Origin of the sequence: Chryseobacterium sp. FP211-J200, from assembly GCF_001643375.1 — a bacterium.
Lineage (GTDB): Bacteria > Bacteroidota > Bacteroidia > Flavobacteriales > Weeksellaceae > Epilithonimonas > Epilithonimonas ginsengisoli.
The window spans coordinates 75,629-101,957 of the sequence record NZ_LSHB01000054.1; the positions used below are offsets into that span (position 1 = coordinate 75,629).

Here is a 26,329-nt window from a genome sequence, read left to right on the forward strand (position 1 = left end):
CAATTACCTATACTTTAAAAGAATATAGAACGTATGTCGCTTTCTAACTTTTGGCTTCAACTATTACAACATTTTAGTTGCTTTAGAAATAAAAAATCCCCAAATAATATGGGGATAAAAACTAATAACCATGAAAACCTTTATAAAAGTATTTCCTTTGCAAAATTATGTAAACTAAATACATTTGAAAGTGAATGGTGGTGTTAATTGTATTTTAAAAAAGACCTGATTATCCTAATTTTTCCTAAAAAGAATGGAATTATTTTACAGTCGAACGTTAAGGTCTGATCCTTTGGAATGAAAAAACTAAATAAGTTTTAATAATTCCTCAGCCACTTTTTCAGATGATGCAGGATTTTGTCCTGTGACCAGTCTTCCGTCAACCACAGCGTAAGGAGCCCAATCTTCAACTTTACTGTATGATCCGCCATTCTGTTTCAGCATATCTTCAACCAGAAACGGAACTATCTCCGTAAGTTGTACAGCCTCTTCCTCGGTATTTGTAAATCCAGTGACATTTTTATCTTTTACCAAATATTCACCGTCAATTTTCACATCCTTCAAAACCCCTGGTGCGTGGCATACAAATGCTACAGGTTTGTCATTGGTATAAAAATCTACGATAAGTTGTTGAGAAACCTTGTCTTCAGCCAGATCCCATAAAGGACCGTGACCACCAGGATAAAATACCGCATCAAAGTCTTCGCTTTTGACTTCGGATAATTTATGGGTATTTTTTAATTTATCCTTTAAAACCTCATCATTGTCCATTCTGCGTGTAGTATCCGTTTGAGATGAAGGGTCTTCACTTTTCGGATCAATTGGTGGTTGACCACCCTTTGGAGATGCCAATGTTATTTCCACATTTTTATCAGACAATGCATAATAAGGAGCCGCTAGCTCTTCCGTCCAAAATCCCGTCTTCTGACCTGTATTTCCTAATTCGTCGTGACTAGTAAGCACAAATAAAACTTTTTTGCTCATTTTTATATCTATTTAATTTATTACTACAAAGTTTGAATTTATCTGTGTTTCAAATACAGGATCTAAGTCACTATTTTAATGTGATCCCAATCACACTTTTTTTGATATGCAGACAAATGAATTATTTTATGTGTCATAAAGTTCCTTTATTCTGGAAGACGCTAAGACCTTCTATCTTTTTATTGATGGTATTATATACGATCTCAACTGAAAAACTCGACAGCTCATACAATACAAACTTTAGTCCATCCTTAGAGGTTTCACTGATGACCCTTCCTTCGGCCAAAGCCAATTCATATTGAGATTGCGTGGGCAGATTTTTAAAATCGTAGTAAGAAATAGACATATAACTATTATTTAATTTTATTTTTTATGATATTATAGTTCACTGATCAATCGGAATGTTAGATTAATACGTTCCTTCATACGTACAGTAGATTTGGCGATCCGGTGTTCCCAGTTTTCCTGCAGGTCACCTTTCATAATAAGGAGTGAACCATTAGGAAGCGGCAGACCGTATTTGCTTTGATGGTGGTCTCTTTTTCTGAAATCAAAGTTCCTGGTCTGCCCAAGGCTGATCGATGCAATGACAGGGCGTTTTCCATATCTGTTTTCTTTGTCCCTGTGCCAGGCAACTGAATCATTGTTGTCACGATAGAGATTTAATAGAACACCATTGAACCTATATCCAAATTCTTTTTCAATTCGCTCTTTCAGGGATAATAGCTCCGGGATCCAGAGATTGGTACTTGAAGTATTATTATCAGCTGATTCGTAAGATTTGTTCTGATCGCCATACCAGGCAGTTAGTCGCGGCGTCAAGACGGTCTTATCATACATTTTCTGAGTACGCTGTTCCCATGTGGCGGTTTTAAGCAGATGGTCTTTTAATCCATCAGCCTCTTCCCTACTCAGGAAATTCTCCCTGTATTCCAAAAGGTCTTTTGGAAACTCGTAAAACTCTTCGGCATCAAATAAACTCAGCTGCATGGGAATATTGATTGATAAAAATTATTTAATGGAAGAGACTTTGTCATCCAGTTCTTTGATACTGGTTTTAAGTTCCTGCAACACTGTATTGATATATGTCTCATTTGTCTTTCCAGGTTTATAATTTTCCGGAAGGATTCCACGCACATATTTCCATACCTCAAAAACATTTTCAAGAGGGATCTCGTAAGGCTCATAAAATGTATTGTCAGCCGAGACAATAACTGACTTTTTCGTCTGCTTGACCAATGTCTTGTAAGTGATGCCTTCTGAAGTGACGAAAATATATTCCTTCCCAGGTTTCAGGTCGGTCAATTGTTCTATGTATTCGCCTATAATATAGGAGCCGTCTGCAAAAGGAGGCATCGAATCACCATCCGCCAGAAAAGCCCTGTATTTTCCATTCTTCAAAAAGGGAAGTTTCATTCGGGAAAGCTTATAAATATAATCTGCATCACTGAAGCCTTTCAGATAACCCATCGATGCTTTCTGAGGTACGATCTCGATAAAATTCTCCCCTTCAGAATCTACGGTAATCGGCAATACCACCCTGTTCTCCGGTAGCTTCATCATATTGTCCACCGGATATTTGCTGATATCAAGGGTCAGCAGCAGATCGATACTCACATTGAAGAATTTGGAGATCCGGATCAGGATCTCGTAAGGTGCCTCTGAACGCCCGTCTTCGTATTTTGAATAACGCACTCTACTCATCCCTAGACTTTCTGCAAAACTCTGCTGAGATAAATTTTTCTTATGCCTTAGAAGCCTGATGTTTTCTGAAAATATTGACATTGATACAATTTGTATCTGCAAATATAATAAAAAAGATACATAATGTATCTAATTTTGTCAAATGGAAAGAGCAATTGCACACATGGACCTGGACACCTTTTTTGTTTCCTGTGAACGGCTGAAAAACTCTGTATTGGAGAAACAGCCCGTAATCATAGGAGGTGGGGATCGTGGTGTAGTGGCATCATGCTCGTATGAAGCAAGAAAATTCGGTGTCCGTTCGGCTATGCCCATTAAAATGGCCTTGCGTTTGTGTCCGGAGGCAAGAGTGATAAAAGGGGATACGGAATATTATTCCAATATGTCGCATCTGGTAACAGAGGTCATTCAGGAAAAAGTTCCGGTGTTGGAAAAAGCCAGCATTGATGAATTTTATATTGATTTGTCAGGAATGGATCAGTTCTTCGGCTGCTTTCAATGGACGAATGAGATCGTCGATGCTGTAACTGAAAATACAGGTTTGCCGATCAGCTTTGCTCTTTCCACTAATAAGACGGTCTCTAAGATCGGAACCGGTGAATCCAAACCCACCGGAAGATTTGAAGTGAAAGAGGCCAATATCCAAAATTTCCTAAATCCTTTATCGATTAAAAAGATCCCGATGGTCGGACCTGAAACATTCAACCTGTTTTCACGATTAGGTGTCAAGACCATAAAGACGCTTTCTGAGATGCCCGTCCATGTATTGCAGGAGCTGGTCGGAAAGAATGGTACGACCCTTTGGAAGAAAGCACACGGTATCGACGAAACGCCGGTTGTTCCATACTCCGAAAGAAAATCGATCTCTACAGAGAATACATTTTCTCAGGATACCATCGATATTCAGAACATCAGAAGTGTATTGTCAGGAATGGTTGAAAAACTTTGTTATCAGCTGAGACACGAAAAATGGCTGACCTCAACAGTTTCCATTAAGATTCGATATGCGAATTTTGATACGGAGACCAAACAATGCAGGATCCCCTATACTTCGGCTGATCATACTTTGCTCAGGTATGTTTTGGAACTATTCAATAAGGTCTATACAAGAAGAATGAGGATCCGATTGATCGGTGTCAGATTTACCGGTCTGGTCCATGGCCTGCACCAAATGGATCTTTTTGAAGATACGGAAGAATTGATCTCTTTGTATCAGACGATGGATCATCTGAAGGATAGGTTCGGTCCATCCAGTGTCGGCAGAGCATCAGGTCTAATACTTTAATATTTTATTATGTTTCTCAATTGCCATACTTATCACAGTTTGCGTTATGGGACCATTTCTGTTGAAGATCTGGTTCAGCTCGCTGTTGACCATAAACTAAAGGTTTTGGCATTGACCGACATCAATACGGTTACGGGTATCTACCAGTTTTATAAGCTTTGTCAGAATGTAGGGATCAAACCAATTGTTGGGGTTGATATTCGGGTGGAGAATGAACAATACTACATCTGTCTTGCCAAAAACCCAAAAGGCATCGCAGAGGTCAACAGGCTTTTGACCAATTACAATTGTGAAGGAATCGAGATCCCTAAAGCTAATCCTCAGCTGGAAGATAGCTTTGTGATCTACCCTCTGAAGAATATACCGGAAAAACTACTGGAACATGAATATATAGGAATAAGACAGGATGAATTAAATCTGTTATACGCTCCTGAGCTGACGGCCTTGACCCATAAAATGGTTATCCTGCATCCGGTAACCTTTAAGACGGATGAAGAATATGAACTGCATAAGGTTCTGAGGGCAATAGCAGGCAACACTTTATTTACTAAACTCACAGAGGATGATTATTGTAAAAGCAATGAGACTTTTATCGGTAAAAGAAGACTGTTAGAGAAGTATTCCCAATATCAGGAGATCATTGAAAACACCAAATATATTGTTGATGAATGCTGTTTTGACTTTGACTTTAAAACACCCAAAAACAAAAAGTACTATACCGAAAACAAGGAAAATGATTTTAAATTATTGAAAAAACTGGCTTATGAGGGCTTAGACAAAAGATATCCTGATGATAACGTACAGGCAAAGGCAAGAGTGGATAAAGAACTGGCAGTGATCGATCAACTTAATTTCTGTGGCTATTTTTTGATCACCTGGGATATCGTCCAGTACAGCAATCGGATGGACTTTATGCATGTTGGTCGTGGCAGCGGTGCCAATTCCATTGTGAGCTATTGTATCGGGATCACGGACATATGCCCTTTGGAACTGGACCTTTATTTTGAAAGGTTTTTAAATCTTAACAGGAAGACACCACCAGATTTTGATCTGGACTGGAGCTGGAAGAACCGGGACACCATACTGCAATATATCTTTGATAAATATGGAAAAGACCATGTTGCCTTTTGCGGAACGAATGTGGAATTTAAAAGCAGATCGAGGTTTAGGGAATTGGGGAAAGTGTTCGGGCTACCCAAAGAAGAACTGGATATTCTATCTAAAAAACCGAGGGATCAGCATGATCAGAATTCCATCGTTGATGAGATCTATAAATATGAAAAATTATTAGTAGGTTTCCCTAATCAACGAAGCATGCATTCCTGCGGGATACTGATCTCAGAGGAACCGATCACGAATTATTCTGCTTTGGAATTTCCCCCAAAGGAATTCCCGATCGTACAATTTGATATGCATACTGCAGAAGATATAGGTTTAGAGAAATTTGATATTCTATCACAAAGAGGATTGGGAACCATAAAAGATACGGTTAGACTGATTGAAGAAAAAAGAGGGATCACTGTTGACATTGAGGATACAAGGATCTCAAAGAATGAAGCCAAGTGCAATGAGTTCCTGAGTATCGGAAAGACGATTGGCTGTTTCTATATTGAATCGCCTGCTATGCGGGGATTATTGAGAAGATTGAAGTGTGAGAATTACAAGGTTTTGGTGGCCGCCTCATCCATTATCCGTCCTGGTGTAGCCCAAAGCGGAATGATGCGGGAATATATATTCCGGCATAACCATCCCGATCAGTTCGAATATTTTCACGAGGTCTTTGAAAAGGAATTGGGAGAAACCTATGGTATTATGGTCTATCAGGAGGATGTCATCAAAATCGCACTTCATTTCGGTGGTGTTTCTGCAGAAAATGGTGATGTCTTGCGCAGAGCAATGAGCGGTAAAGGCCGTTCTTTATCTGCATTACAGAAATTAAAAGATGATTTTTTTGAGTCTTGCAGGAAAAAAGGACATCCTGAACAATTATCTCAGGAAGTATATCGCCAGATCGAATCGTTTGCCGGCTATTCATTCTGCAAGGCACACTCGGCTTCCTATGCAGTGGAGAGCTACCAAAGCCTTTATCTCAAGGCCTACTACCCTATCGAATTTATGGTATCAGCCATCAATAACGGTGGTGGATTTTACAGAACAGAAGTATATGTCCATGAAGCCAAAATGGCTGGGGCAACCATTCATAATCCCTGTGTCAACCTCAGTGAATTTCAGACGACAGTGTATGGGACTGACGTATATCTTGGTTTTATGCATATCGAAAAACTGGAAGCTTCTCTCAAGCAGTTCATTACTGACGAACGAAGAAACAATGGAGATTATACATCACTTGAGGATTTTATTAAGCGAGTACCGATCGGTATAGAGTCACTGCAGATACTCATTTTTATTGGGGCCTTCAGGTTTACAGGAAAACAAAAACATGAATTGCTGATCGAAGCTCGATTCCTATTATCAAAAGGGCAGTATAAAACGAAGATCATTTCTTTATTTGATGAGCCTCAGAAGGATTATCAACTGCCTGTTATTGAACGGAATCAATTTGAAGATGCTTTTGATGAGATCGAAATATTGGGCTTTCCTGTTTCCTTTTCTATGTTTGACCTGCTGAAGACAAAATACAGAGGTCACGTTTTGGTGAGGGATCTGCTGAAATACCATAAGAAACAGGTTAAGATGTTGGCCTATCTGATCTCAAGAAAGCATGTGCCCATTAAAAAGAAAAATCATCCCGGGAAGAAGGATGATATGTATTTCGGGACTTGGATCGATGCCGAAGGACAGTATTTTGACACAGCCCATTTCCCTGATAGTCTCAGAAGGTTTCCTTTTAAAGAAGGTGGCATTTATCTATTATTGGGAACGGTTGAGGTGGACTACCACTTTCCAACGGTCACCATCATAAAAATGGCAAAGATGCCACTGATCGCAGATCCTCGATATTCGATGGATAAGGAAAAATCACTGGAAATAGAAAGAAGTCTTCGGGAAGATGTGAGTGTCACTTTTAGAGAGCCATATCCACATGAAATTGAATTGCCCCGTAAGAAAATGGGATATTAATTTTTAAAACAAAAAATATTATAATAATTTGATATTCTAATAAATGAATTTTAGATTCAATTTAATTTGTAGTATCAATTGTTTAACTTAATATGTTAAATTAGCTCATAAATATTTTAGTAATTACAAATATTGTACGAAAAGATAGCTAAAAAAAATCAACCATAACCGATGAATAGAAAATTAACTACAAACTCTAGATTAGTAAATGAATTATTTGCAAACTACATTAGTACGTTTACAGCATTTTGTGAATTAATTAACAATTCTATCCAGGCAAAAGCGAACAATGTATGGATTGATATAGATTATACAGATAATTCTGAAATACATCCAACAATTATAAGTCAGATTACAATCAAAGATGATGGAATTGGCGTACACAGAAATGAACTGATTGGTGGCTTAACAACTTTAGAAGCGATTTTTAAAATCTTTTTTAGTACAGTCGTCTTGCTGACATCAAGTAATCTGCTAATACCTCTAATACCAACTCCTTCTTTTATTAGTTGCTGAATATTATGATTAGTACTTTTATGATATGCACGATAAGAATAGTTCCCAATGAACTTCTTTTTACATTTTTTGCACTGATAGCGCTGCTTATTTTGTGATGTTGTTCCTGCCTTGATACAGTAGCTGTAATTACAGTGAATGCATTGATTTCGCCGTTTATTCATAATGATTTAAAGTAAATTAGTAACTCCACAACTGAACCATCTAGCATAAATTACTACGTTCCGGAATCGCTATTTTGCTTTTTTAGTCGGCAAAAAATAAAAAACGATGCATTATAGTACATCGTTTTTTTTATTATATCTTTGTATAGTATTGATAATCAATAAAGTTATTTAAAAACTCCACATCTGTACCATTAACCGGAACTATGAAAGCTTACGAAAGTATTAAAGAAATATTATCTTTTTATCAGGTACACTGTGATGAACCTTACTATATATCTTCAGGAAAACTCATTTTTGAATTCCCAAAAAGACTGTTCCGCATGGATTTTTATGCATTCTGCATCTGTGTTTCCGGTAGTATTGATTTAGAAATTGATAATCACCATTACAATATATCCCAAAACGGATTCCTGATATCTGCTCCGTCAACAATTATAAAATTTGTAAATACCAGCAAAGATTTCCGCATGAAGGTTCTATTCTTTGAAAAGAATTTCCTGCTGAAGAACATTTCTAATCCATTTTTTATCGAGAATCTGTCTCTATTCAATAAAACTACCTTTAATGTAGTTATTTCCAACGAAGCAAGTAGTAAACACTTAATCAATTTGTTGGAATATCTTCAGCAGCAGACCACGAGGAATGGTCGTTTTACAGAAGATATTCTTCGTACTATTATTATTAATATTTTATTGGAAGTTGCAGTCCTAACTGATGAAGGCAGAAAAGACAACGCATATTCCACTCCACAGGATAACAATCATATTTTTTTTAAATTCAATGAATTGGTGAAAGAAAATATTTTGCAGCATAAGGACGTACAATACTATGCGGACAAGCTATTCATTTCCAACAAATATCTTATTCTGATTGTAAAAAAAGCGACCGGCAAAACGCCGCATCAGATTATTGATGAGGCCTTATTAAAAGAGGTTTGCGTTCTGCTCGGCTATCCAGAAAAAAATATTTCTCAGATTGCATTTGAAACAGGCTTTAATTCTACCTCTGCATTCGGCCGTTTCTTTAAAAAGCATGCGTCAATATCGCCCCAAAGGTACCGAAGACAACAGCATTTTTAAAAAAGAAATTCCGTATATGATTTTCGAATTTAGGGATACTAGGGAATTATGGTATATCAATATCTTTATCATTTAAAAATAACCTTAAAAAAAGTATCATATGAGCAAATCGAACAAACATGCATATTTTGTCGGAGGCGGATTAGCAAGTCTTGCTGGTGCCGTATATCTGTTAGAAGATGGTGAGTTTAAAGGCGAAAACATACACATCATTGAAGCATTACCAATATTGGGAGGAAGCAATGATGGAGCAGGAACTAAAAAAGAAGGGTTTATCTGCCGTGGCGGACGAATGCTTAACGAAGAAACTTACGAGAATTTCTGGGATTTGGCCAACCGTATCCCTTCATTGGAAGTACCAAACATTTCCGTAAAAGACGAAATTCTTGCTTTTGACCATGCAAACCCGACACAGGCAAAAGCAAGACTTATAGATAAGGATGGGAATATCCTTCCTGTTACCAATATGCAGTTCAATACTGGTGACCGTATGAAAATGGTAAAACTGTTCTTTGCTGATGAAAATGAATTGGATAATATGACCATCAGAGACTGGTTCAGCGACCATTTTTTCACCACCAACTTCTGGTATATGTGGCAGACCACTTTTGCATGGCAGGAATGGAGCAGCATTTTTGAATTTCAGCGTTACATGAAACGCATGCTTCTGGAGTTTTCAAGAATCGAAACACTCGAAGGGGTTACCAGAACACCATACAACCAATATGAATCCGTTATCTTACCGTTGAAGGCATTTTTGGATCAGCATAAAGTGGACTTTTCATTAAGAAAAACCGTTACCGATTTGGATTTTGCCGATGATGATGGCATTACCGTAACGGAAATAGAATGCATCAATGCAGAAGGAAATACAGAGAAAATAACCGTGAATGAAGGCGATTTGGTATTCTTTACCAACGGATGTATTACAGATAATTCTAATAACGGCGATTATAATACGCCTGCAAAATATTTACCGTCAAATCCGCCAAGTTTTGCATTATGGCGTAAAATTGCCAACAAGAAACCCGGCAAATTGGGTAACCCCGACCCGTTCTTTACAAAACCTGATGAAACAAAATGGTATTCATTTACGCCAACATTCAAAGGAAATAAATTTCTAAAACTTATTGAAGAATACACTGGCAACAAACCGGGCAGCGGAGCTTTGATGACATTTAAAGATTCATCGTGGCGAATGTCAATTGTGGTGGCCGCACAACCGCATTTCAAAGCGCAAGGCGATGATACTACCATTCTTTGGGGCTACGGATTATATCCAGATGCAGTGGGAGATTATGTGAAAAAGCCGATGATTGATTGCACGGGCGAAGAAATTTTGACAGAGTTGATTCATCATTTACATTTTGAAAAGCACGAACAGGAAATAAAAGATAGCATTATCAATGTTATTCCGTGTATGATGCCTTACATCGATGCTTTGTTTCAGCCAAGAGCTAAAAAAGACCGTCCTGCAGTTGTTCCTGAAGGCAGCACCAACTTAGCAATGATTAGCCAGTTTGTAGAAATTCCTGAAGATATGGTTTTCACGGAAGAATATTCGGTTCGTGCAGCACGCATCGCGGTATATACCCTACTCGGTCTCGATAAAAAAGTAACTCCAGTAACGGAACACTGGAAAAAACCAGACGTGTTGGCAAAAGCCATTCATACCTCTTACAGAAATTAAAAATAAAAAAATTTTGTTAACGACAATATTAGATTGACAATTTAAATCCAATACAAAAAATGAAAAAAATCACACTGGCCATTGCACTTTGTGCAACTACTTTCGCTGTAAAAGCGCAAATTACGATTGACCCTGAAATAGGTCTGAATTTTAATAAAATAAAGACTGAGGTAGGCGATAATTCTTCCGAATCTGATGACTCCAAAACAGGATTCCGCATCGGGGCAGGCTTTAACATCCCTTTGTCACAAGGTTTCTACGTAAAGCCCGGTTTATTTTATAGCAACAAGGGTTCAAAAACCACCACCAGCATCGGAGATTTCAAAACCAGCCTAGACTACCTTGAAGTCCCTGTTAATCTCGGATATCAGTATAAAATTGAAGGAGGAAAGTCCGGAGGAATTTTTGCAGAGGTAGGGCCTTACATCGGATTTGGAGTAAGCGGCAAATATAAAGGAGAGAATATCCCAGTAATCGGTTCTCAGGAAACCGACATCAACTTTGGTAGTGGCAGCGATGAAACAAAAGGATTCGATTGGGGATTTAATTTCGGTGCCGGATATGAAACACCTTGGGGAATCTATCTGAAAGGACAATATGGCCTGGGATTAGGTAATCTTTCCAATATAGACAACGTAACATCTTATAACCGTGGCTGGAATCTTTCATTAGGATACCGAATCTCTCTTTAATCTATAAAAGATTGTCTATAATAACCAATTTATCTAACTTTATTCTGCTCTTGCTTTTGTCAAGGGCAGAATATTTATTTTTGTACAAAACCAACCGACTATGGCAAAACACACATCAGGATATATAAAGAGGAAGAAAATTGCCAACTCAGGTACGCACAATCTTTTTTATGAATTATTCGAACCAATAAATGAACCTCCAAAGGCTACTGTCCTTATACTACACGGGATGCAGGAGCATAGCGGTCGTTATAAAGATTTTGCGGAATATCTGGCGAACAACGGTTTTGCAGTTCTATTATATGACCATCTCGGACACGGAAAAACGGCGGAAAACCTGGAAGAACTTGGTTATTTTCAAAAAGAAAATCCCAAGCAGCAACTGATAGACGATGCCGCAACGATGGCAGCATATTTAGAAAACAACTATCCTAACATTTCTCATTTTTTACTGGGGCATTCTATGGGGTCTTTCATTGCAAGATGCTTACTTCAGAATCAGGAAGCTGATTTTAAAGGCGCTGTCATCGTGGGAACGGGAGGAAAAATCAACGGAATCGGTTTGGCTAAATTTTTTCTGTCAATCAACAATATTATTGCTCCAAAACACCGGAGCAAATTCATCAACCAAACTTTTTCAAAAATTAATAATCAACATTTTAAAGGCGAGAAAGATGGCGACCTTACCAGTTGGCTGAGCCTCAGCAAATCCAACCGGGAATCATTTTGCAGGGACAGCCTATGCGGAGTACCTTTTACCAATAATGGTTTTTACGCATTAGTTTCTCTAAACCAACAGGCAACGGAAAGAAACTGGGCAGAAAAAATCTCAAAAGAATTTCCTTTTCTTTTTGTAAGCGGAGCTGATGATCCGATAGGAAACTTCGGAAAAGGTGTTGAAAAAACAGTTACGCAAATGCAAAAAGATGGATTTAAAGATGTTAAAACAAAAATCTATCTTGACATGCGGCACGAAATACTTAATGAGGATATTAAAGAATATGTATATGAAGATATAAGGGATTGGCTCAATAAAAAAATACAGCAATTGGAAAAGTAGACTAAAAATATTTTAATTTAAAAAAATAATTTGTTAATGATTAAAATACGTAGTTTTTTACAGGAAACAGGCAATATCACACAGTTTACCAAAAATTACTTTCTATTAGGTTTCCGTCCACCATATGAAATAAAGGAACTGCTCGCACAATGCTATCTCATAGGTTACAAATCTTTGGGGCTTATTGCCATGACAGGCTTTATCATCGGCTTGGTTCTTACGATGCAGCTGCGGCCAAGCCTCGTACGCTATGGTGTGGAATCCCAGCTGCCTGTAATGGTAGGCATTGCCATCATCCGTGAAATAGCACCCGTAATCGCCGCTCTCATCTTTGCAGGTAAAATTGCCAGTAGCATCGGGGCAGAGCTGGGCTCGATGCGGGTTACCGAACAGATAGACGCAATGGAAGTAAGCGGTACACATCCTTTTAAATACCTTGTTGCCACACGTGTCCTGGCTACAACATTTATGCTTCCCGTACTTATCATCCTGGCGGATGCCATTTCACTATATGGTGCCTGGATAGGTGTTAACATTGGCGGTACAACTAGCCTGTCACTTTTCTATTCACAGGTTTTTGACTCCTTGGATTTCAGTGACATCATACCAGCTTTTATCAAAAGCTTTTTTTTCGGTTTTGCAGTGGGAATCGTGGGTGCCTATAAAGGCTATAATGCAGTAAAAGGAACACGGGGCGTGGGGAACGCCGCCAATTCAGCGGTCGTGCTCTCCTCTATCCTTATCTTCGTTTTGGACCTGATTGCGGTACAGATAACCGGCATTCTCGGATATAATTAAATCATCATTATGGCGGAAACAAAAACAACAGCAAACGGCAATAATGACAATGGACCGGCCATCGTCATTGAAGATATTTATAAAAGCTTTGGTGAAAAAAAAGTGCTTAACGGTTTTAACCTAACGGTCGATAAGAACGAAAATGTTGTAGTTCTCGGAAAATCAGGCACGGGAAAATCTGTGCTTATCAAATGTATCGTCCGGCTTTTAACACCTGATAGCGGTAGGATAATGATTTCCGGGCAGGATATTGTCCAACTGGAAAATCAAGAGCTGGACAAGGCACGCTCAAAAATAGGTTTTCTTTTTCAGGGAAATGCCATCTATGACTCTATGACCATCCGCGAAAATCTGGAATTCCCTTTAAGAAGACGGTGGTTCCGGCTGAAGCAGGTTGAAATTGACGCACGGGTTGAAGAAGCACTCGATAGTGTGGGGCTTAAACATACCGTAGACCTTATGCCATCCGAATTGTCGGGAGGGATGCTGAAAAGAATAGCTCTGGCACGTACTGTCATCCTCAAGCCGGAAATCATCCTTTATGATGAACCTACCACCGGACTTGATACGGTAACGGCAAAAGAAATAGACAGCCTTATCATGGATATACATAGAAAATACAAAACATCATCAATCATTATCTCACACGATATGAACTGTGTGAAAAATACGGCTGACAAAGTAGTCTTGCTGCTTGACGGAAAATGCTATGCACAAGGTACTTATCAGGAATTTGAAAGTTCTGATGACGAAAACATTAAACAATTTTTTGATTAAAATATGAATAAAAATAATATCAAGCTCGGCTTATTTGTAATTTCGGGGCTTATACTTATGATGGCTGTTTTCTTTTACATTGGCAGCGGTTCAGGCATTTTTACCAGCAAATTTGAGCTCAGGGCAAGATTCAAAAACTCCAATGGACTCAGAGAAGGAAGCAATGTGCTATTTTCAGGGATGCAGGCAGGTTCTGTAAAGTCAGTAAAATTGTCCGGAAGGGATGATATAGAGGTCATTATGCTTATAGACAAAGATATTGCAAAGCATATAGACAATAATGCCAAAGCCTCGATTGGAACAGAAGGCATTATCGGCAATGCGGTGGTCAATATTTTGCCTTACGGTAAGCCGGGCAGACCAGTGCAGGAAAAAGAATATCTCACGGCAGATACCAAACCAGGTGTGGATGAAATACTCAACACGCTATCGGCAAGCAACAACAATATACAGGATATATCCAAATCTCTTAAAAACACTGTGCATAAAATTGACAGCAGTCAGATTTTAAAATTAATTAATGACAAGGCGTTTGCCGAAAACTTAAAATTATCCATCCTGAAAATACGCCAAAGCACGGAAAATATAGAAAACCTGAGCAGTACTGCAGAAGCCATCATTACGTCTACACGCCAGGGAAAAGGAGCAACGGGGCTTCTCCTTGCCAACAAAGATTTTGAGTCCCAGCTTAAGCAGACTTTCAATAACGTCAATGCCGCCAGCAATAATCTTAATACAGTAAGCAATGAACTTATCATAGTTGGTAAAAACCTGCAGGCATTCAGTAAAAATATAGAAAAGGGAAAAGGACCGATAAATGCCCTTATCACTGATACCGTTCTTACAAAAAACATCAATAACAGCCTTTACAATATCGAAAAGGGAACCGAAGGCTTCAACCAGAATATGGAGGCTCTGAAGCATAATTTTCTCTTCAGAGGTTACTTCCGCAAGCAGGAAAAAAAGAAAAAGGAAGCCGAAAAACAGAATCTCCAAAGATAATATTATTGGAATATCAGCATATACAATTAGAATTTTGGGATATATAAAGTGAAAGCAATATGTGTAACTTTATTAAATAAAAACAAGGTTATTTTATCATATATTATAAACTAAAAAATTCTAATTATGTATTACAGTAATGGAAATTACGAAGCATTTGCCCGCCCGAAAAAACCGGCAAATATTGAACAGAAATCTGCCGTTCTTATCGGTTCGGGATTAGCTTCATTGGCTGCTGCAGCTTTTTTGATACGCGATGCGCAAATGGAAGGAAACAAAATCCGTATTCTGGAAGAATTAGCTTTACCCGGTGGCAGTATGGACGGCATCTGGAATGAGCAGAAAGGCTACATCATACGAGGCGGACGGGAAATGGAAACACATTTCGAAACCCTTTGGGATTTGTTCCGCTCGATACCCTCATTAGAAACGGAAGGCGTTTCTGTACTGGACGAATATTATTGGCTCAATAAAGAAGACCCTAGCTTTTCCCACGCCCGTGTTATCGAAAACCGTGGAGAAAGACTGCCCACGGATGGTAAGCTTACCCTGTCCCAGAAAGCCATCCACGAACTTATAGCGCTGGTTCTTCTTCCTGAAGAAAAACTACAGGATGTACAGATAGACCAGGTATTTACAGAAGAATTTTTCCAATCCAACTTTTGGACATACTGGGCTACGATGTTCGCATTCGAACCTTGGGCAAGTGCGATGGAAATGCGCCGATATGTTCTTCGTTTCATCCATCACGTTGGCAGCATAGCAGATATGTCCTCACTACGCTTCACGAAATACAACCAATATGAATCACTGATTCGTCCGTTGGTAAGCTACCTTGAGTCCCACGGTGTTACCTTCCAGTATGATAGCCAGGTTCAGAACATACTTGTAGAAAATGAAAACGGCAAAAAAGTAGCGAAGAAAATCGAATATATTAAGAATGGCAATGCAGAAAGCATCAGCCTGACCAAAAACGACCTGGTGTTTGTTACCAACGGCTCCATTACCGAAAGCAGTACATACGGTGACAATCATAACCCTGCTCATGTTGCAGACGGCATTGGCGGAAGTTGGCAACTTTGGCAGAATCTGGCAGACCAGGACGATGCCTTTGGAAAACCCGAAAAGTTCTACAAAAACATTCCCGAAGCCAACTGGGTAATCTCCGGAAGCATTACCTTCTTCGACGAAAAAGTGATTCCGTATATAGAAAAAATAACAAAAAAAGACCCAAGAAGCGGTTCAATAGTGACTAGCGGACCTGTCACAATAAACGACTCCAATTGGTGGTATGGCTTTTCCATCAGCAGACAGCCCCACTTCAAGGCTCAGAAAAAAAATGAAGTAATTGTTTGGGTCTATGGGTTGTATTCTCATAAACCAGGAAATTATATCCAAAAGAAAATTACAGAAGCTACGGGCATAGAGCTTTGCAAAGAATTTTTATACCATATTGGTGTTCCTGAAAATGAAATAGCAGAAATTGCACAAGCTGCCAACAGCATCCCTTGCCGTATGCCTTATATCACATCTTACTTTATGCCTCGTGCATTGGGAGACCGCCCATTGGTGGTTCCGAAGGATTCTGTAAACCTGGCTTTTATCGGTAATTTTGCCGAAACTGGAAAAGACACCGTATTCACAACCGAATATTCCGTGCGTACAGCAATGGAGGCAGTTTACACCCTTTTGGATGTAGACAGAGGTGTCCCGGAAGTTTTTGCTTCTTCATATGACATCAGGGTACTGCTGAAATCCATCTATCACCTTAATGACAACAAAAACCTCAATGAAATTGAATTTCCTTGGTTGATTTCAATCCTTGAGAAATATGGTATCAAGAAAATAGAAGGTACTTATGTTGAAGAGATTTTAAAAGAAGCTAAGTTGTTATAAGAGGTTGTTTTATACTTGAAAAACTCAGGATTTTAAAAATCCCGAGTTTTTTATGGTATTTATATTTATGGCTTCTTTCACTGTTTTCGATGAGAATTCAGGATACTTTAAGCTTTTAAAAAATCCTTGCTTTGCCATTCCGGATCAGGATATTTGTAAAAACCTTCGCCGGATTGCTGACCAAGTTTTCCTTTGTCGATAAGTTCGGCTTTTAGCTTTTCTGCTATTTTCTGTGTTAGTTCTCCCGGGATTTCTTTTAGGATGTTATAATTGGTGTTCATCCCATTCAAATCTAAAATAGCCATTGGTCCAAAAGGAGCACCTGTTGCTATTCTCCAGGTTTTATCAATGGTTGCAGGATCGGCAACGTCATTCGCCCACAGTGCAAGGCCAGCCACCAAAAGCGGAATCAACAAAGAATCCAGAACGTAGCCCGATTTTTCCTTCTTCAGTTCCACGGGCAGCATAGCAATGGATTTTGCAAACTCTACAATCTCGTTATAAACCGTTGGGTCGGTTTGATCAGAACCCATTATTTCTGCCGTATTACGAACCATTATATGATTGGCAAAATGTAAATGGATGAATTTTTCCGGACGATTGGTAAATGTGCTTAATCTGCTCGGCAAAAGTGTGGATGAGTTACTCGCAAAAATGGTTTTTTCAGGCGCTTGCTTAGAAGCTTTTTCCCAGAAATCTTTTTTGATATCGATGCTTTCCGGAACGGCTTCTATCAATAAATCAGCATCTTGTAAAGAAGACATCAGATCTGTCGAATAAGTGAGATTATTTTTGGTATTTTCGATTTTTTCTTCATCAGCTTTCAGGTAGTTTTTATATTCTTCAGCCAAGACATCAAAACGGTTTTTTGCCTTATTTAAAGCTTCATCATTAACATCATAAACCGTGACTTTATAGCCGAAATAAGCGCACTGCACCGCAATCTGAAAACCGAGAACACCACTTCCAGCCACCACAACATTTTTGATACTGATTTTAGATAAATCGGCTTCCGGCACTTTCAAAAAATCTGGACTTTGCCACGAAGGATTTGGATATTTGTAAAAGCCTTCGCCAGTAGAAATTCCCAGTTTATTTTGGTCGATGAAAGTTGATTTAAGTTTATCCAGAACAATCTTATCATCTGTTTTGCCCTTCTCTACTTGCAGTTTGTAAATGTTGTATGGTGTCGTCAATCCGATAATATCATACAAAGCCATTGGTCCGTAAGGCGAACCAGTTCCCAGCATCCAGGTTTTGTCTATGGTTTCTGGCGTAGCATAATCGCCAATCCAAAGCTGCATTCCGGCATTCAGAAATGGATTTAATAAAGAATTGAGCACATAACCTGGAACTTCTTTTTTTACCAAAATAGGCACCATCCCTATCGCCTTTGAAAAATCGACTATTTCCTCAGTTATTTTTTCGTCGGTTCCTGGATGTGGCATAATTTCCGCCGTATTTCGCAACCATATTTGATTGGCAAAATGCAGGTTAAGGTATTGAGCCGGTCTTCCTGTCACCTCAGCAAACTGACTTGGCAACAAGGTGGATGAATTACTTACAAAAATGGTTTTCTCCGGTGCAATTGCGGAGAGTTGCTTATAAAATTCCGTTTTTATTTTAATATCTTCTGGCACTGCTTCTATCAAAAGATCGGCATCTTTCACGGCAAATGCCAAATCGGATGAATAGTGCAGTCTTTCCCTGGCTTCTGTAATTTGTTCTTCGGTGGCGCCAAGATCCTTTTTATGACTTTCGGCCAAGCCCTCGAACTTTGCTTTCGCCTTTTCCAACACCTCATCACTGATATCGTAAACAGTGGTTTCAAATCCGTGAATTGCTGTTTGAAAAGCAATTTGGAATCCTAAAACACCACTTCCGGCTACCGTTACATTTTTTATTTTGCTCATAATTTTGGTTGATTTTTGGTAATAAAATTTACGGAACTAGGACTCAGCAATCTTCATTTTCAATTATAATTGATAAAACTCCGGACTGAATGCTTCCTCCAAATTCTTTGGTTCTTTACGTTTTTTGTGGTTTAGCTCGTGTCTTGAGGTTGAAGATGTTACATACGCTGATTGCCGTGAACGCTGTAAATTTCCGATCGGTGAATTCTCTTCGATGGTTCTGAACGGTGTAAACGACAGATTTTCCATAATTTCAAAATTACCATCCTCAGGAACCGTTTGTTTTGGTATTGTGATTTTTGCCACCGTACGGAATGGTGATAATTCCTGCGACCATTCTTTTGTAAGGTCATTCACAGGCATTTCTTTCAGGTCTTTGCAAAGTTGTATTTGCAACTCAAACGTAAGGTCTTTTTGAGCTGTTTCTTTGATAATTCCTTTTCTGTACGGCCATTCTGCGCTGTCTAGATCAATATTTTTTTCAGTGATGGCGTTCTTGGTCTGCTCAGTTGGGCTCACTCTTACTTTGGCGATATAATCACCGTGGCGAACTGCTCCCATACTGTAAAATTCATAAAGAAAACTGTTGATGGAAGGGATTTTTTCAAAAGTTTTAAGAGCTCCCAATTCCTTCAAAGCCTCAAAATTTGGAAATGCTTTTTTATTTTCGGTGACCCAAAGTGTGGCAAATTCCAATTTTCCCAACGCTCCCTTTTCAAAGAAATCATTTAGCTTTAAAAACAGCTTTGAAATGAAAACATAATGTTCTGCCGAGTTGCAGAAAAACACCGGATTATTAATCAGGTTAAAATCAACATTGGGAGAATCTTCCTCTCCCGGAGATAATTTTTTGCCATCTATCCCAAAAATCTTTAAAGCAAATCCTTGTGCATTACCGCTTAGTTTATCGGGCAAAACTCTGGACGAACCATTGGAAAAGCGAACTGCTGCCTGGTGTTTTCCGGGTTTCGAATAAATGCCCTGCGCCAGTTCTTCGGGCAGATTATCCAAAATTTCAACCTCTGCTTTCAGCACTGCATAGCCATTGGCGTGCGCATCTCTGGTATGATGGGTCGCCCTGCTTAGGTTTGGCGTATTTTTGATGTATTCGCGGATATCGTTATTAATGGTGGTAATATACTCATCGAAATTTTCTGGAATTTCTTCCACTTCGTAACTGTACTTGATGTAATCTTCCATAGTGCTTTTTTTATTTTAATTCGCTAATCCATTTTAAAGCAGAAATGCTTGGGATAAAACAATATTCGCCGCCTTTCACGATGTTGTAGGTCTGCAAACCACGGTATCTTTTGATGAGGGGTTCTCCCGGTGCAGAAAACAGTGCGTCTTCGTCCTGTACACCGATCATAGGATCTTTTTCTGTTCCCAGATTTTGGGCGTTACCATCGTTTGCCCATTGTTTTTGAAGAAATTCCAGTGTTCCCATTGCATCAGCACTAATGCCAATAAAGTACTGTCCACGTTCCTTACCGTCATTTTTGGTTACCTCCGGCGGAACAATGTCGCCAAAAGTTACACTTTTTCTGATAATCCTGTGCAAACGTTCATCCTCCAAAACAAAAGATTTGGAATCTCTTGGGTTCATCCTGCGGATATGCGAACTGAACGGACACTTTTTACCGTACTCATCATTCTTGAAAGAAAAATCATTGTTTTTTTGCATATCATCTCCTAGCGATTTATCATCCTTTTCGGGAGCTAAAACCAAAGGTGCACCACTTCGCCAGCGACCTACCATTTTAGCAGCCAAGAGCTCTCCCTCTTCCGGCGAAGAAGAATTTTCTTTAACGAACTGATTAAATTCCGCCACTTGGCTCTGGTACTTTCTGAAAACCATAAAAGAACCGTTCTTCCCTAAAACTTCAGGCTGTGGAAACGGCTTTATGGTGCCGGCTTCTCCAGGATAGCCCAGTATAAATTCGCCTGCTTTAAGCGGGCGGTCAAATCCAGCCGGAACTTCTATCCCACTGCCTTCAATTTCCGGGTTGCTAATACCGTCTCTGAATCCGAACACATTTTTAACCTCTTCAGATACGCTGAAATTGTGACTCAAGATTACTTCTATGCCTCTATTATCAGCCAATTTAGACCGAAATTCCTCCAGCTTGCTTTTCCACGCCTCTTCATTGTTGGCGATAATCGCCGCAGCGATGTGAATATGCGACCTTTTAAAAACCCTTTCCCAGTTTTTGGGGTCATTGACACCAATGTCATATAGAAAACGGGAGCGGTCTGCCATTCCTTCCTTGAAGGATTCGGGGAAAGTCTCAAGCGACTCTTTAGGCACGCCGATTTTTTCCAGACCTTTATAAGTGAACGTCAACGTAACCGATGCGCCTTCATTCTTATGCCATTCTTCCGCAGAACTCACAATCGGCAAAAGTTTTTGGAGCATTTGTCTGGCTGCCACAGCATCTTTGATTTCAATAATAGCCACTGTTCCGAAATATGGTATAGGTCGGCTTCTGAGAATTAAGGCCTGTATTTCATTCAGCTCAATTTCTACTTTATTGGGATTAAAAATCCGCTTTAAAAATTCCAGTGCCATAGATTAGATTTTATTTGCTTCGTCAATTGCCTTATTCAGTCCTTTAATGATTTTATCATTTCTCCTTATATCATTCACCGTAAGATGCGGAACACCTACATACCAACCTGTCGCGGTAATCTGATGGTCTAGAATGAACTGTTTTACACTCGGGTTTTTTATGCCTGGCCAGCCTTCAACATTCCCAAAAATGATGTCCATCAGCTGCGGAATTTTTGTAGCGAAATCATCAATATAAGCATCCCAGTCGCCATCATAAGCCGTGCAGAAAAGAATCTTGGTATCGTTATCAAACAAAACTATACGAAGATCATGCAGCGTTCCTACTTTGGTTGCACCTTTCAGATCTCCGCCTGCAATTTCCATTATGGTTTTGAGATTTTCTGCACCTCCGGGTTTTAGGTCTGCCATCGCAGTTAACTCAGATACACGACCGGATCTTAACCCTTTTTTTCCGGCAGATGTAGTGGAATGGTCGTAACCATCATCGATACCTTCACTGAAATTCGCCTTTGCTAGCTCGGCAGCCAATTTTACTTTGTCTATAAAACTCATAATTTAGATTTTGATTAATGATTTATATTATTTTGTAAATCAACAATAATTTTGAGGAGAATTTTACAAATGTTATGCCATAGCAATCTATCGTAATGTACCGAAATTCGTATATTATGTACTAAAACTCCCTAATCCCACCTATTTGCTTTAAAAGCTTCAATTGATAAAAGGAAATATCTTATCTTTAATCTTGTTGTAATTTTGAGAGAATAAAACCTATTTAACTATAAAAAATCAATCTTTATAATTGAGATTTATCAATATTATTTATACTGTTGATTATTTCTTCAATATCAGAGTTATTTACACTAAAAATTGTATCAAATATGTGTTTTACTGAACTTAAACCTTTAGTTAAATTAGCAGTTAATTCAAGCTCTTTAAAACTTGTTATCAATGAGTTAATTTTATAAGTTAATTCTTTTTCTGTAAATACTATGTTATTTTCTAAAGAATGAGAATCAAAATTTCTTTTGATTATTCTTAAGTTTATAATTGAAGGTGAAAATAAAAATTTGCTTAAAGAACGTATAAGTCCAAAAGAGGAAGTATTCATATTTTTATGAGGTAAAGACCCAAGACCAACCACGTGATACTTTTGACGAAGTGACTTACTTATGAAATAAGCATCTCTCCAACTCGTTGTTAATATAGCAATATCGGATAATTCAGCTTTACCATCACTTATAAGCTTGGCTATGGTATTAGCTATGTAATCATTATTATTGTCATATTTGGTTTCACAAATTACTATATCAAAATTAAAGTCTTTGTACTTTGAATCATTCTGTAATTCAAGATGATCTTTAAAAAGAATTGAGTATCCTTTAACTATATTTGTAGTAGAACGATATGTTGTATCTAAATTTTCTATTTCTGCTTGAAAATCATATGATGCTCTACTGAATGCATTATCAATAGCTCCAGCAAAGGCATATATTTTTTGTTTTTCATCTCCAACCATAAAAAATGTACAATCTTCAGATTCATTTCGAATAGCCTTTAAAATTTCGTATTGAAATATATTTGTATCCTGAAACTCATCAATCGATATTTCGTAAAATTTATTTGCTATAGATTGTGCAACAAAATCATTTTCAGAAACAATCTTATATGATTTGAATAAAATTTCATTGAAATCTATTGCCTTTTTATCTCTTAAGAAATTGAAATATAATTCAGAAATATATATCCACGATTCAATGTTATCAGTATTTGAACAATCTAAATCACCATTTAAAAGTCTTTTTATTTTACTTAGTTCATCAAGTGGATTATCTCCTAACTCAATATCGGAGTTTATTTCTATAAATTCTTTCAGCTCATCATATGAAATTATTCTTGGCTTATGCCATTTGTAAATCCAAGAAAAGGGTCTTAATATAAATTCAAGGCAAAATCTATGAATTGTTCTTCGACCAAAAAAATCTTTCTCATATCCTTATTTAGCAACAATAGAACCAAAAAAAATATTGCAGCCAGATTAAGGTACATTTCATCGAAGAAACTAAGATTAAATTATTGTTCTAATGATATTGGTAAAATTGTGTTTGACTTGTCGTTAGAATAATAATTTTTGGAAATGAACAAAGACCAAACTTTCAGATCGAAATTGATTTTAAATTATCAATATCCAATTTCCTGTAATCTTCAGTATTATCCTGTATCAGCTCAAAACTAAAATTGGGAAAATCAGCTATTGTGAAATTGAATTTGATATTTTTAGATGTCAGGAATTCTCGAATGACGGTCATCAGATTTTGTATTACCCATATCTTCAGCGGAGGTTTTTGACCTTCAAAAAGATCGATGTTTTTCCATATCTTTAAAAAGGTTAATTGAACGATCTCTTGTGCATCTACTTGTGATTTGACAGATCTAAGCGCCAAACCATATAAGATACAGCAATAATCAAGATATAAACATTCTAAGGCCACTTTGTCATTCTTCCTGATCAATAAGCATAACTCTGCATCGGATTTTATTTTTGAGTTTTTTTTTAATCATTAGGTTTTCTAAAATGTATTGGCTGTATTGCTTTATTATTAATACTAAATGCAGTATTAGAAATAATCAAATAAAAATGAAAGAGGATTACTTTAGGGTTTAAAGTTCCTTTTTTAATCAAAAAAAGAATAACAATCCGGTTCACTTTTTTACTTTTTCTAAAAACATTAGACATTTTCCTCAATACAAATTATGTGCTAAAAATTATAAATCGTTTATTATTATCAATTTTTCAACGATTTCAAAAATTGGTTCATAATTTCAGTAAGAAATATTGCCTATGAACAACTATATTAAAAAACTTTACAAAAATAGAGATACTAACTTCAATTATTAATGATTTATCAATAGTAATCACTTCTGACAGGAATATCTTTTGATATTTATCCGTAAAAATCATTATGAAATTTGTTGATAGATACGTACGCTCCGTATATTTTGTTGATGGTAAGATTGGATTGGTGTAAATTTCCCTTATATAAGCTTTGACGGCCCTCATCAATCTACCGCTGCTGACAGTCTGGTTTATTTGGAAAGGTATTTTTCAATAGCCAATGACGTTTTTATTCAATGATTGACCGCTAGCCAATAAAATTTAAAGAAATCACATAATCCATAAGGAGATTAAATTAATAAAGACCACAGAGATTACTGCGGCCTTCTTTTTAAGATGTATTTTTTTAACTGCCTTTTTACCAGGCAGTTTAAGGTACAGAATCTATTCTTGAGCTAATCTTAATTTGCTTTTTGTAATTACAAAATAAGCCTTACTCCTCCAAGTTCATCAACTCTGTAACTGAATTTTTCCCCTGGACTGCTGATAAACATAAAGTTCTTTGGGATTCCCCATTTGTTACTGAGTTCCTCGACAAGTTCCGGTGTGAAGTCACCCAGTATAGTCACATATTCCATATCGACCTCGGGATAAGCTCTGTCCAGAGTGTCAAAATCTGCGAGAAACTTCGGATCCGGCTGCTGGGCCTCATGAAGTACTGTGACAATTTTCATTTTATTAGTCACCTCATTCTCATGAAGATACATCATCACCTTATTTAATGTCGCGATATCATCACCTTTTGAGAAGAAAACAAAATCCTGCTCATAGAGTTTTTTCAGGCTCCGGTACAATGATCTCTGTCTTGTGAGCGTGTATTTTTTATAGTTCTTCGACAGCGACTGAAGCAGATTAACAATAAAATGCAAAATATCCTTTCGCAACAGCATGGCCAGAATGATCAGTACCGAAGGAATAAAATATTGCAGAAAGGTGACAAGATATTGAGGCTTGGTCATGATGTTCCCGTATAGAGCAATAATTATAGCGGCAAAAGCCAACAGCACAACGCCGGGTTTGGCGTATTCCGGACGTGGCAGACGAGACCTTCTGAGTTTAAGCAGTATATTTCCTAACGCAAATGATGCCATGACAGTCAGGAAAGACAGAGCATAAACAGCGGCCAATGGTGCCAATTGTCCTGTGGTCACCAATAGCACTGAAAGACACAGCAGAAAGAAAAGGATCAGGATCCTGTATGTACTGCCACGTTTATTTTCTTTCAGAAAGTAATTTGGTAATATTCTGTCCAATGTCATCCTTTTGATAAGACCATTGACCCCAACAAATGAAGTTAATACCGCACCACTTAAAACGGAGACCGCATTGATCGAAATGATCGTAGCGAGCCATTTTCCACCGGTCAAAGTACCAATATAACTTAAGAAAGAATTTTGGTGTGATTCTACTGCCGATATGGGGATGATGCATATTACAAGAAATGCAATCATCGGGTTCAGCACTGATATTGCGATCCACATATTTCTTAATGTTTTCGCAAAAACACCTCGCTCCTGCTCCTCCACAAAATTTGAAGAGCTCTCAAATCCTGAGATCCCAAGCATAGCAGCTGAAAATCCAAAGAAAATAGCGGTTAAGATACTTCCATTTCTGGCAGGAAGATGAAAATTGTCGATCAATATTGAGAATCCATGCTGCCAGACAAAGAAAAAGCAGGAACCAATCAACAGTCCCATTGTTGCAAGATGGAATAAGAAGATGATCAGGGCTACTACGGCACTTTCAGAAATTCCCAAAATAGTCAGCCCCAGAAATATGAGCAACAGTACGAATGTTGCGATGTTTACATTGAAATATGGCAAAATATGATGTAGGTAATGCATCGCCTCGCTTGAGGAGATCACAGCCGTTGCCATGTAAGACAAGATGGTAAGACAGGCTGCGATAGACGCGTTACTTTTTGTCGTGGTATTTAGCAGAACATTATATGCACCACCATTGAGGGGCAATGCTCCGACCACCTCGCCATAGATCTTTCTGAATAGAAAGAGTACCGCTGCCACCATCAAAAGTGCGATCCATGCATACTGACCTGCCGCTACAATAGCCAGAGCCGAAACATAGAGACAGGAGGAAGTGATATCATTTCCACAAATAGCGGTAGCGTACCATTCACTGAGTTTTTTTGTTGACATTTTTTATAGATTGATCAGATTTCAAGCCTATAATATTAAACAAACCCGTAGTGCATTATAA

At 38.0% G+C, this 26,329-nt stretch carries 22 protein-coding genes; 11 read left to right on the forward strand and 11 right to left on the reverse strand.

Features of this window, described 5'->3' with window-relative positions:
• Positions 1-306: 306 nt before the first annotated feature.
• The 4 genes from AXA65_RS15455 to AXA65_RS15470 all read right to left on the reverse strand — a co-directional run bounded on the left by AXA65_RS15455 (position 307) and on the right by AXA65_RS15470 (position 2,769).
• A complete protein-coding gene (locus AXA65_RS15455; protein ID WP_063970970.1) occupies positions 307-984 on the reverse strand; it encodes a type 1 glutamine amidotransferase domain-containing protein in 678 nt (225 codons plus the stop codon).
• Between the two features lie 133 nt (positions 985-1,117).
• Positions 1,118-1,330 (reverse strand): hypothetical protein, encoded by a 213-nt coding sequence (locus AXA65_RS15460; protein ID WP_063970971.1) that lies wholly within the window; start codon positions 1,328-1,330, stop codon positions 1,118-1,120.
• Between the two features lie 32 nt (positions 1,331-1,362).
• Positions 1,363-1,974 carry an alpha-ketoglutarate-dependent dioxygenase AlkB family protein gene (locus AXA65_RS15465; protein WP_063970972.1) on the reverse strand — a complete coding sequence of 204 codons (612 nt, stop codon included), beginning with the start codon at positions 1,972-1,974 and terminating at the stop codon, positions 1,363-1,365.
• A 21-nt stretch (positions 1,975-1,995) separates the two neighbouring features.
• A complete protein-coding gene (locus AXA65_RS15470) occupies positions 1,996-2,769 on the reverse strand; it encodes an XRE family transcriptional regulator (RefSeq protein ID WP_063970973.1) in 774 nt (257 codons plus the stop codon).
• A 61-nt stretch (positions 2,770-2,830) separates the two neighbouring features.
• Between AXA65_RS15470 and dinB the strand changes: the two genes are divergently transcribed.
• From dinB to AXA65_RS15525, 11 genes are all read left to right on the forward strand, one after another.
• Positions 2,831-3,973, forward strand: a complete 1,143-nt coding sequence (gene dinB, locus AXA65_RS15475) for a DNA polymerase IV (RefSeq protein WP_063970974.1) — start codon at positions 2,831-2,833, stop codon at positions 3,971-3,973.
• Positions 3,974-3,982: 9 nt separating this feature from the next.
• Positions 3,983-7,054, forward strand: coding sequence for a DNA polymerase III subunit alpha (locus AXA65_RS15480; protein WP_063970975.1), 3,072 nt, complete (start codon positions 3,983-3,985; stop codon positions 7,052-7,054).
• A 171-nt stretch (positions 7,055-7,225) separates the two neighbouring features.
• The gene (locus AXA65_RS15485) at positions 7,226-7,570 is read left to right on the forward strand and encodes an ATP-binding protein (protein ID WP_063970976.1); all 345 of its coding nucleotides are present in this window, start codon (positions 7,226-7,228) and stop codon (positions 7,568-7,570) included.
• 634 nt (positions 7,571-8,204) lie between these two features.
• A complete protein-coding gene (locus AXA65_RS15490) occupies positions 8,205-8,816 on the forward strand; it encodes a helix-turn-helix domain-containing protein (RefSeq protein WP_228391694.1) in 612 nt (203 codons plus the stop codon).
• Between the two features lie 100 nt (positions 8,817-8,916).
• On the forward strand, positions 8,917-10,506 hold the full coding sequence (locus AXA65_RS15495) for an oleate hydratase (RefSeq protein ID WP_063970978.1): 1,590 nt from the start codon (positions 8,917-8,919) through the stop codon (positions 10,504-10,506).
• A gap of 59 nt (positions 10,507-10,565) precedes the next feature.
• Positions 10,566-11,198 (forward strand): porin family protein, encoded by a 633-nt coding sequence (locus tag AXA65_RS15500; protein WP_063970979.1) that lies wholly within the window; start codon positions 10,566-10,568, stop codon positions 11,196-11,198.
• 100 nt (positions 11,199-11,298) lie between these two features.
• Entirely contained in the window at positions 11,299-12,258 is a 960-nt protein-coding gene (locus tag AXA65_RS15505; RefSeq protein WP_063970980.1) for an alpha/beta fold hydrolase, read from the forward strand.
• Between the two features lie 36 nt (positions 12,259-12,294).
• On the forward strand, positions 12,295-13,056 hold the full coding sequence (locus AXA65_RS15510) for an MlaE family ABC transporter permease (RefSeq protein WP_028122566.1): 762 nt from the start codon (positions 12,295-12,297) through the stop codon (positions 13,054-13,056).
• Between the two features lie 9 nt (positions 13,057-13,065).
• On the forward strand, positions 13,066-13,833 hold the full coding sequence (locus AXA65_RS15515; RefSeq protein ID WP_063970981.1) for an ABC transporter ATP-binding protein: 768 nt from the start codon (positions 13,066-13,068) through the stop codon (positions 13,831-13,833).
• Positions 13,834-13,836: 3 nt separating this feature from the next.
• Positions 13,837-14,835, forward strand: a complete 999-nt coding sequence (locus tag AXA65_RS15520; RefSeq protein ID WP_063970982.1) for an MlaD family protein — start codon at positions 13,837-13,839, stop codon at positions 14,833-14,835.
• Between the two features lie 126 nt (positions 14,836-14,961).
• Positions 14,962-16,731 carry an oleate hydratase gene (locus AXA65_RS15525; protein WP_063970983.1) on the forward strand — a complete coding sequence of 590 codons (1,770 nt, stop codon included), beginning with the start codon at positions 14,962-14,964 and terminating at the stop codon, positions 16,729-16,731.
• A 107-nt stretch (positions 16,732-16,838) separates the two neighbouring features.
• On the opposite strand, the gene AXA65_RS20490 is transcribed toward AXA65_RS15525, so the two are convergent.
• From AXA65_RS20490 to AXA65_RS15565, 7 genes are all read right to left on the reverse strand, one after another.
• Positions 16,839-18,644, reverse strand: a complete 1,806-nt coding sequence (locus tag AXA65_RS20490) for a 3-hydroxyacyl-CoA dehydrogenase (RefSeq protein WP_063970984.1) — start codon at positions 18,642-18,644, stop codon at positions 16,839-16,841.
• Positions 18,645-18,707: 63 nt separating this feature from the next.
• On the reverse strand, positions 18,708-19,844 hold the full coding sequence (locus tag AXA65_RS15535) for a catalase family protein (protein WP_063970985.1): 1,137 nt from the start codon (positions 19,842-19,844) through the stop codon (positions 18,708-18,710).
• A 10-nt stretch (positions 19,845-19,854) separates the two neighbouring features.
• Positions 19,855-21,213, reverse strand: coding sequence for a Dyp-type peroxidase (locus tag AXA65_RS15540; protein ID WP_063970986.1), 1,359 nt, complete (start codon positions 21,211-21,213; stop codon positions 19,855-19,857).
• A gap of 3 nt (positions 21,214-21,216) precedes the next feature.
• On the reverse strand, positions 21,217-21,768 hold the full coding sequence (locus AXA65_RS15545) for a hypothetical protein (RefSeq protein ID WP_063970987.1): 552 nt from the start codon (positions 21,766-21,768) through the stop codon (positions 21,217-21,219).
• Between the two features lie 244 nt (positions 21,769-22,012).
• On the reverse strand, positions 22,013-23,179 hold the full coding sequence (locus AXA65_RS19625; RefSeq protein ID WP_086048230.1) for a UvrD-helicase domain-containing protein: 1,167 nt from the start codon (positions 23,177-23,179) through the stop codon (positions 22,013-22,015).
• A 193-nt stretch (positions 23,180-23,372) separates the two neighbouring features.
• Positions 23,373-23,729 carry an RNA polymerase sigma factor gene (locus tag AXA65_RS15555; protein WP_165596613.1) on the reverse strand — a complete coding sequence of 119 codons (357 nt, stop codon included), beginning with the start codon at positions 23,727-23,729 and terminating at the stop codon, positions 23,373-23,375.
• An 802-nt stretch (positions 23,730-24,531) separates the two neighbouring features.
• Positions 24,532-26,268, reverse strand: a complete 1,737-nt coding sequence (locus AXA65_RS15565) for an APC family permease (RefSeq protein WP_063970991.1) — start codon at positions 26,266-26,268, stop codon at positions 24,532-24,534.
• Positions 26,269-26,329: the final 61 nt, after the last annotated feature.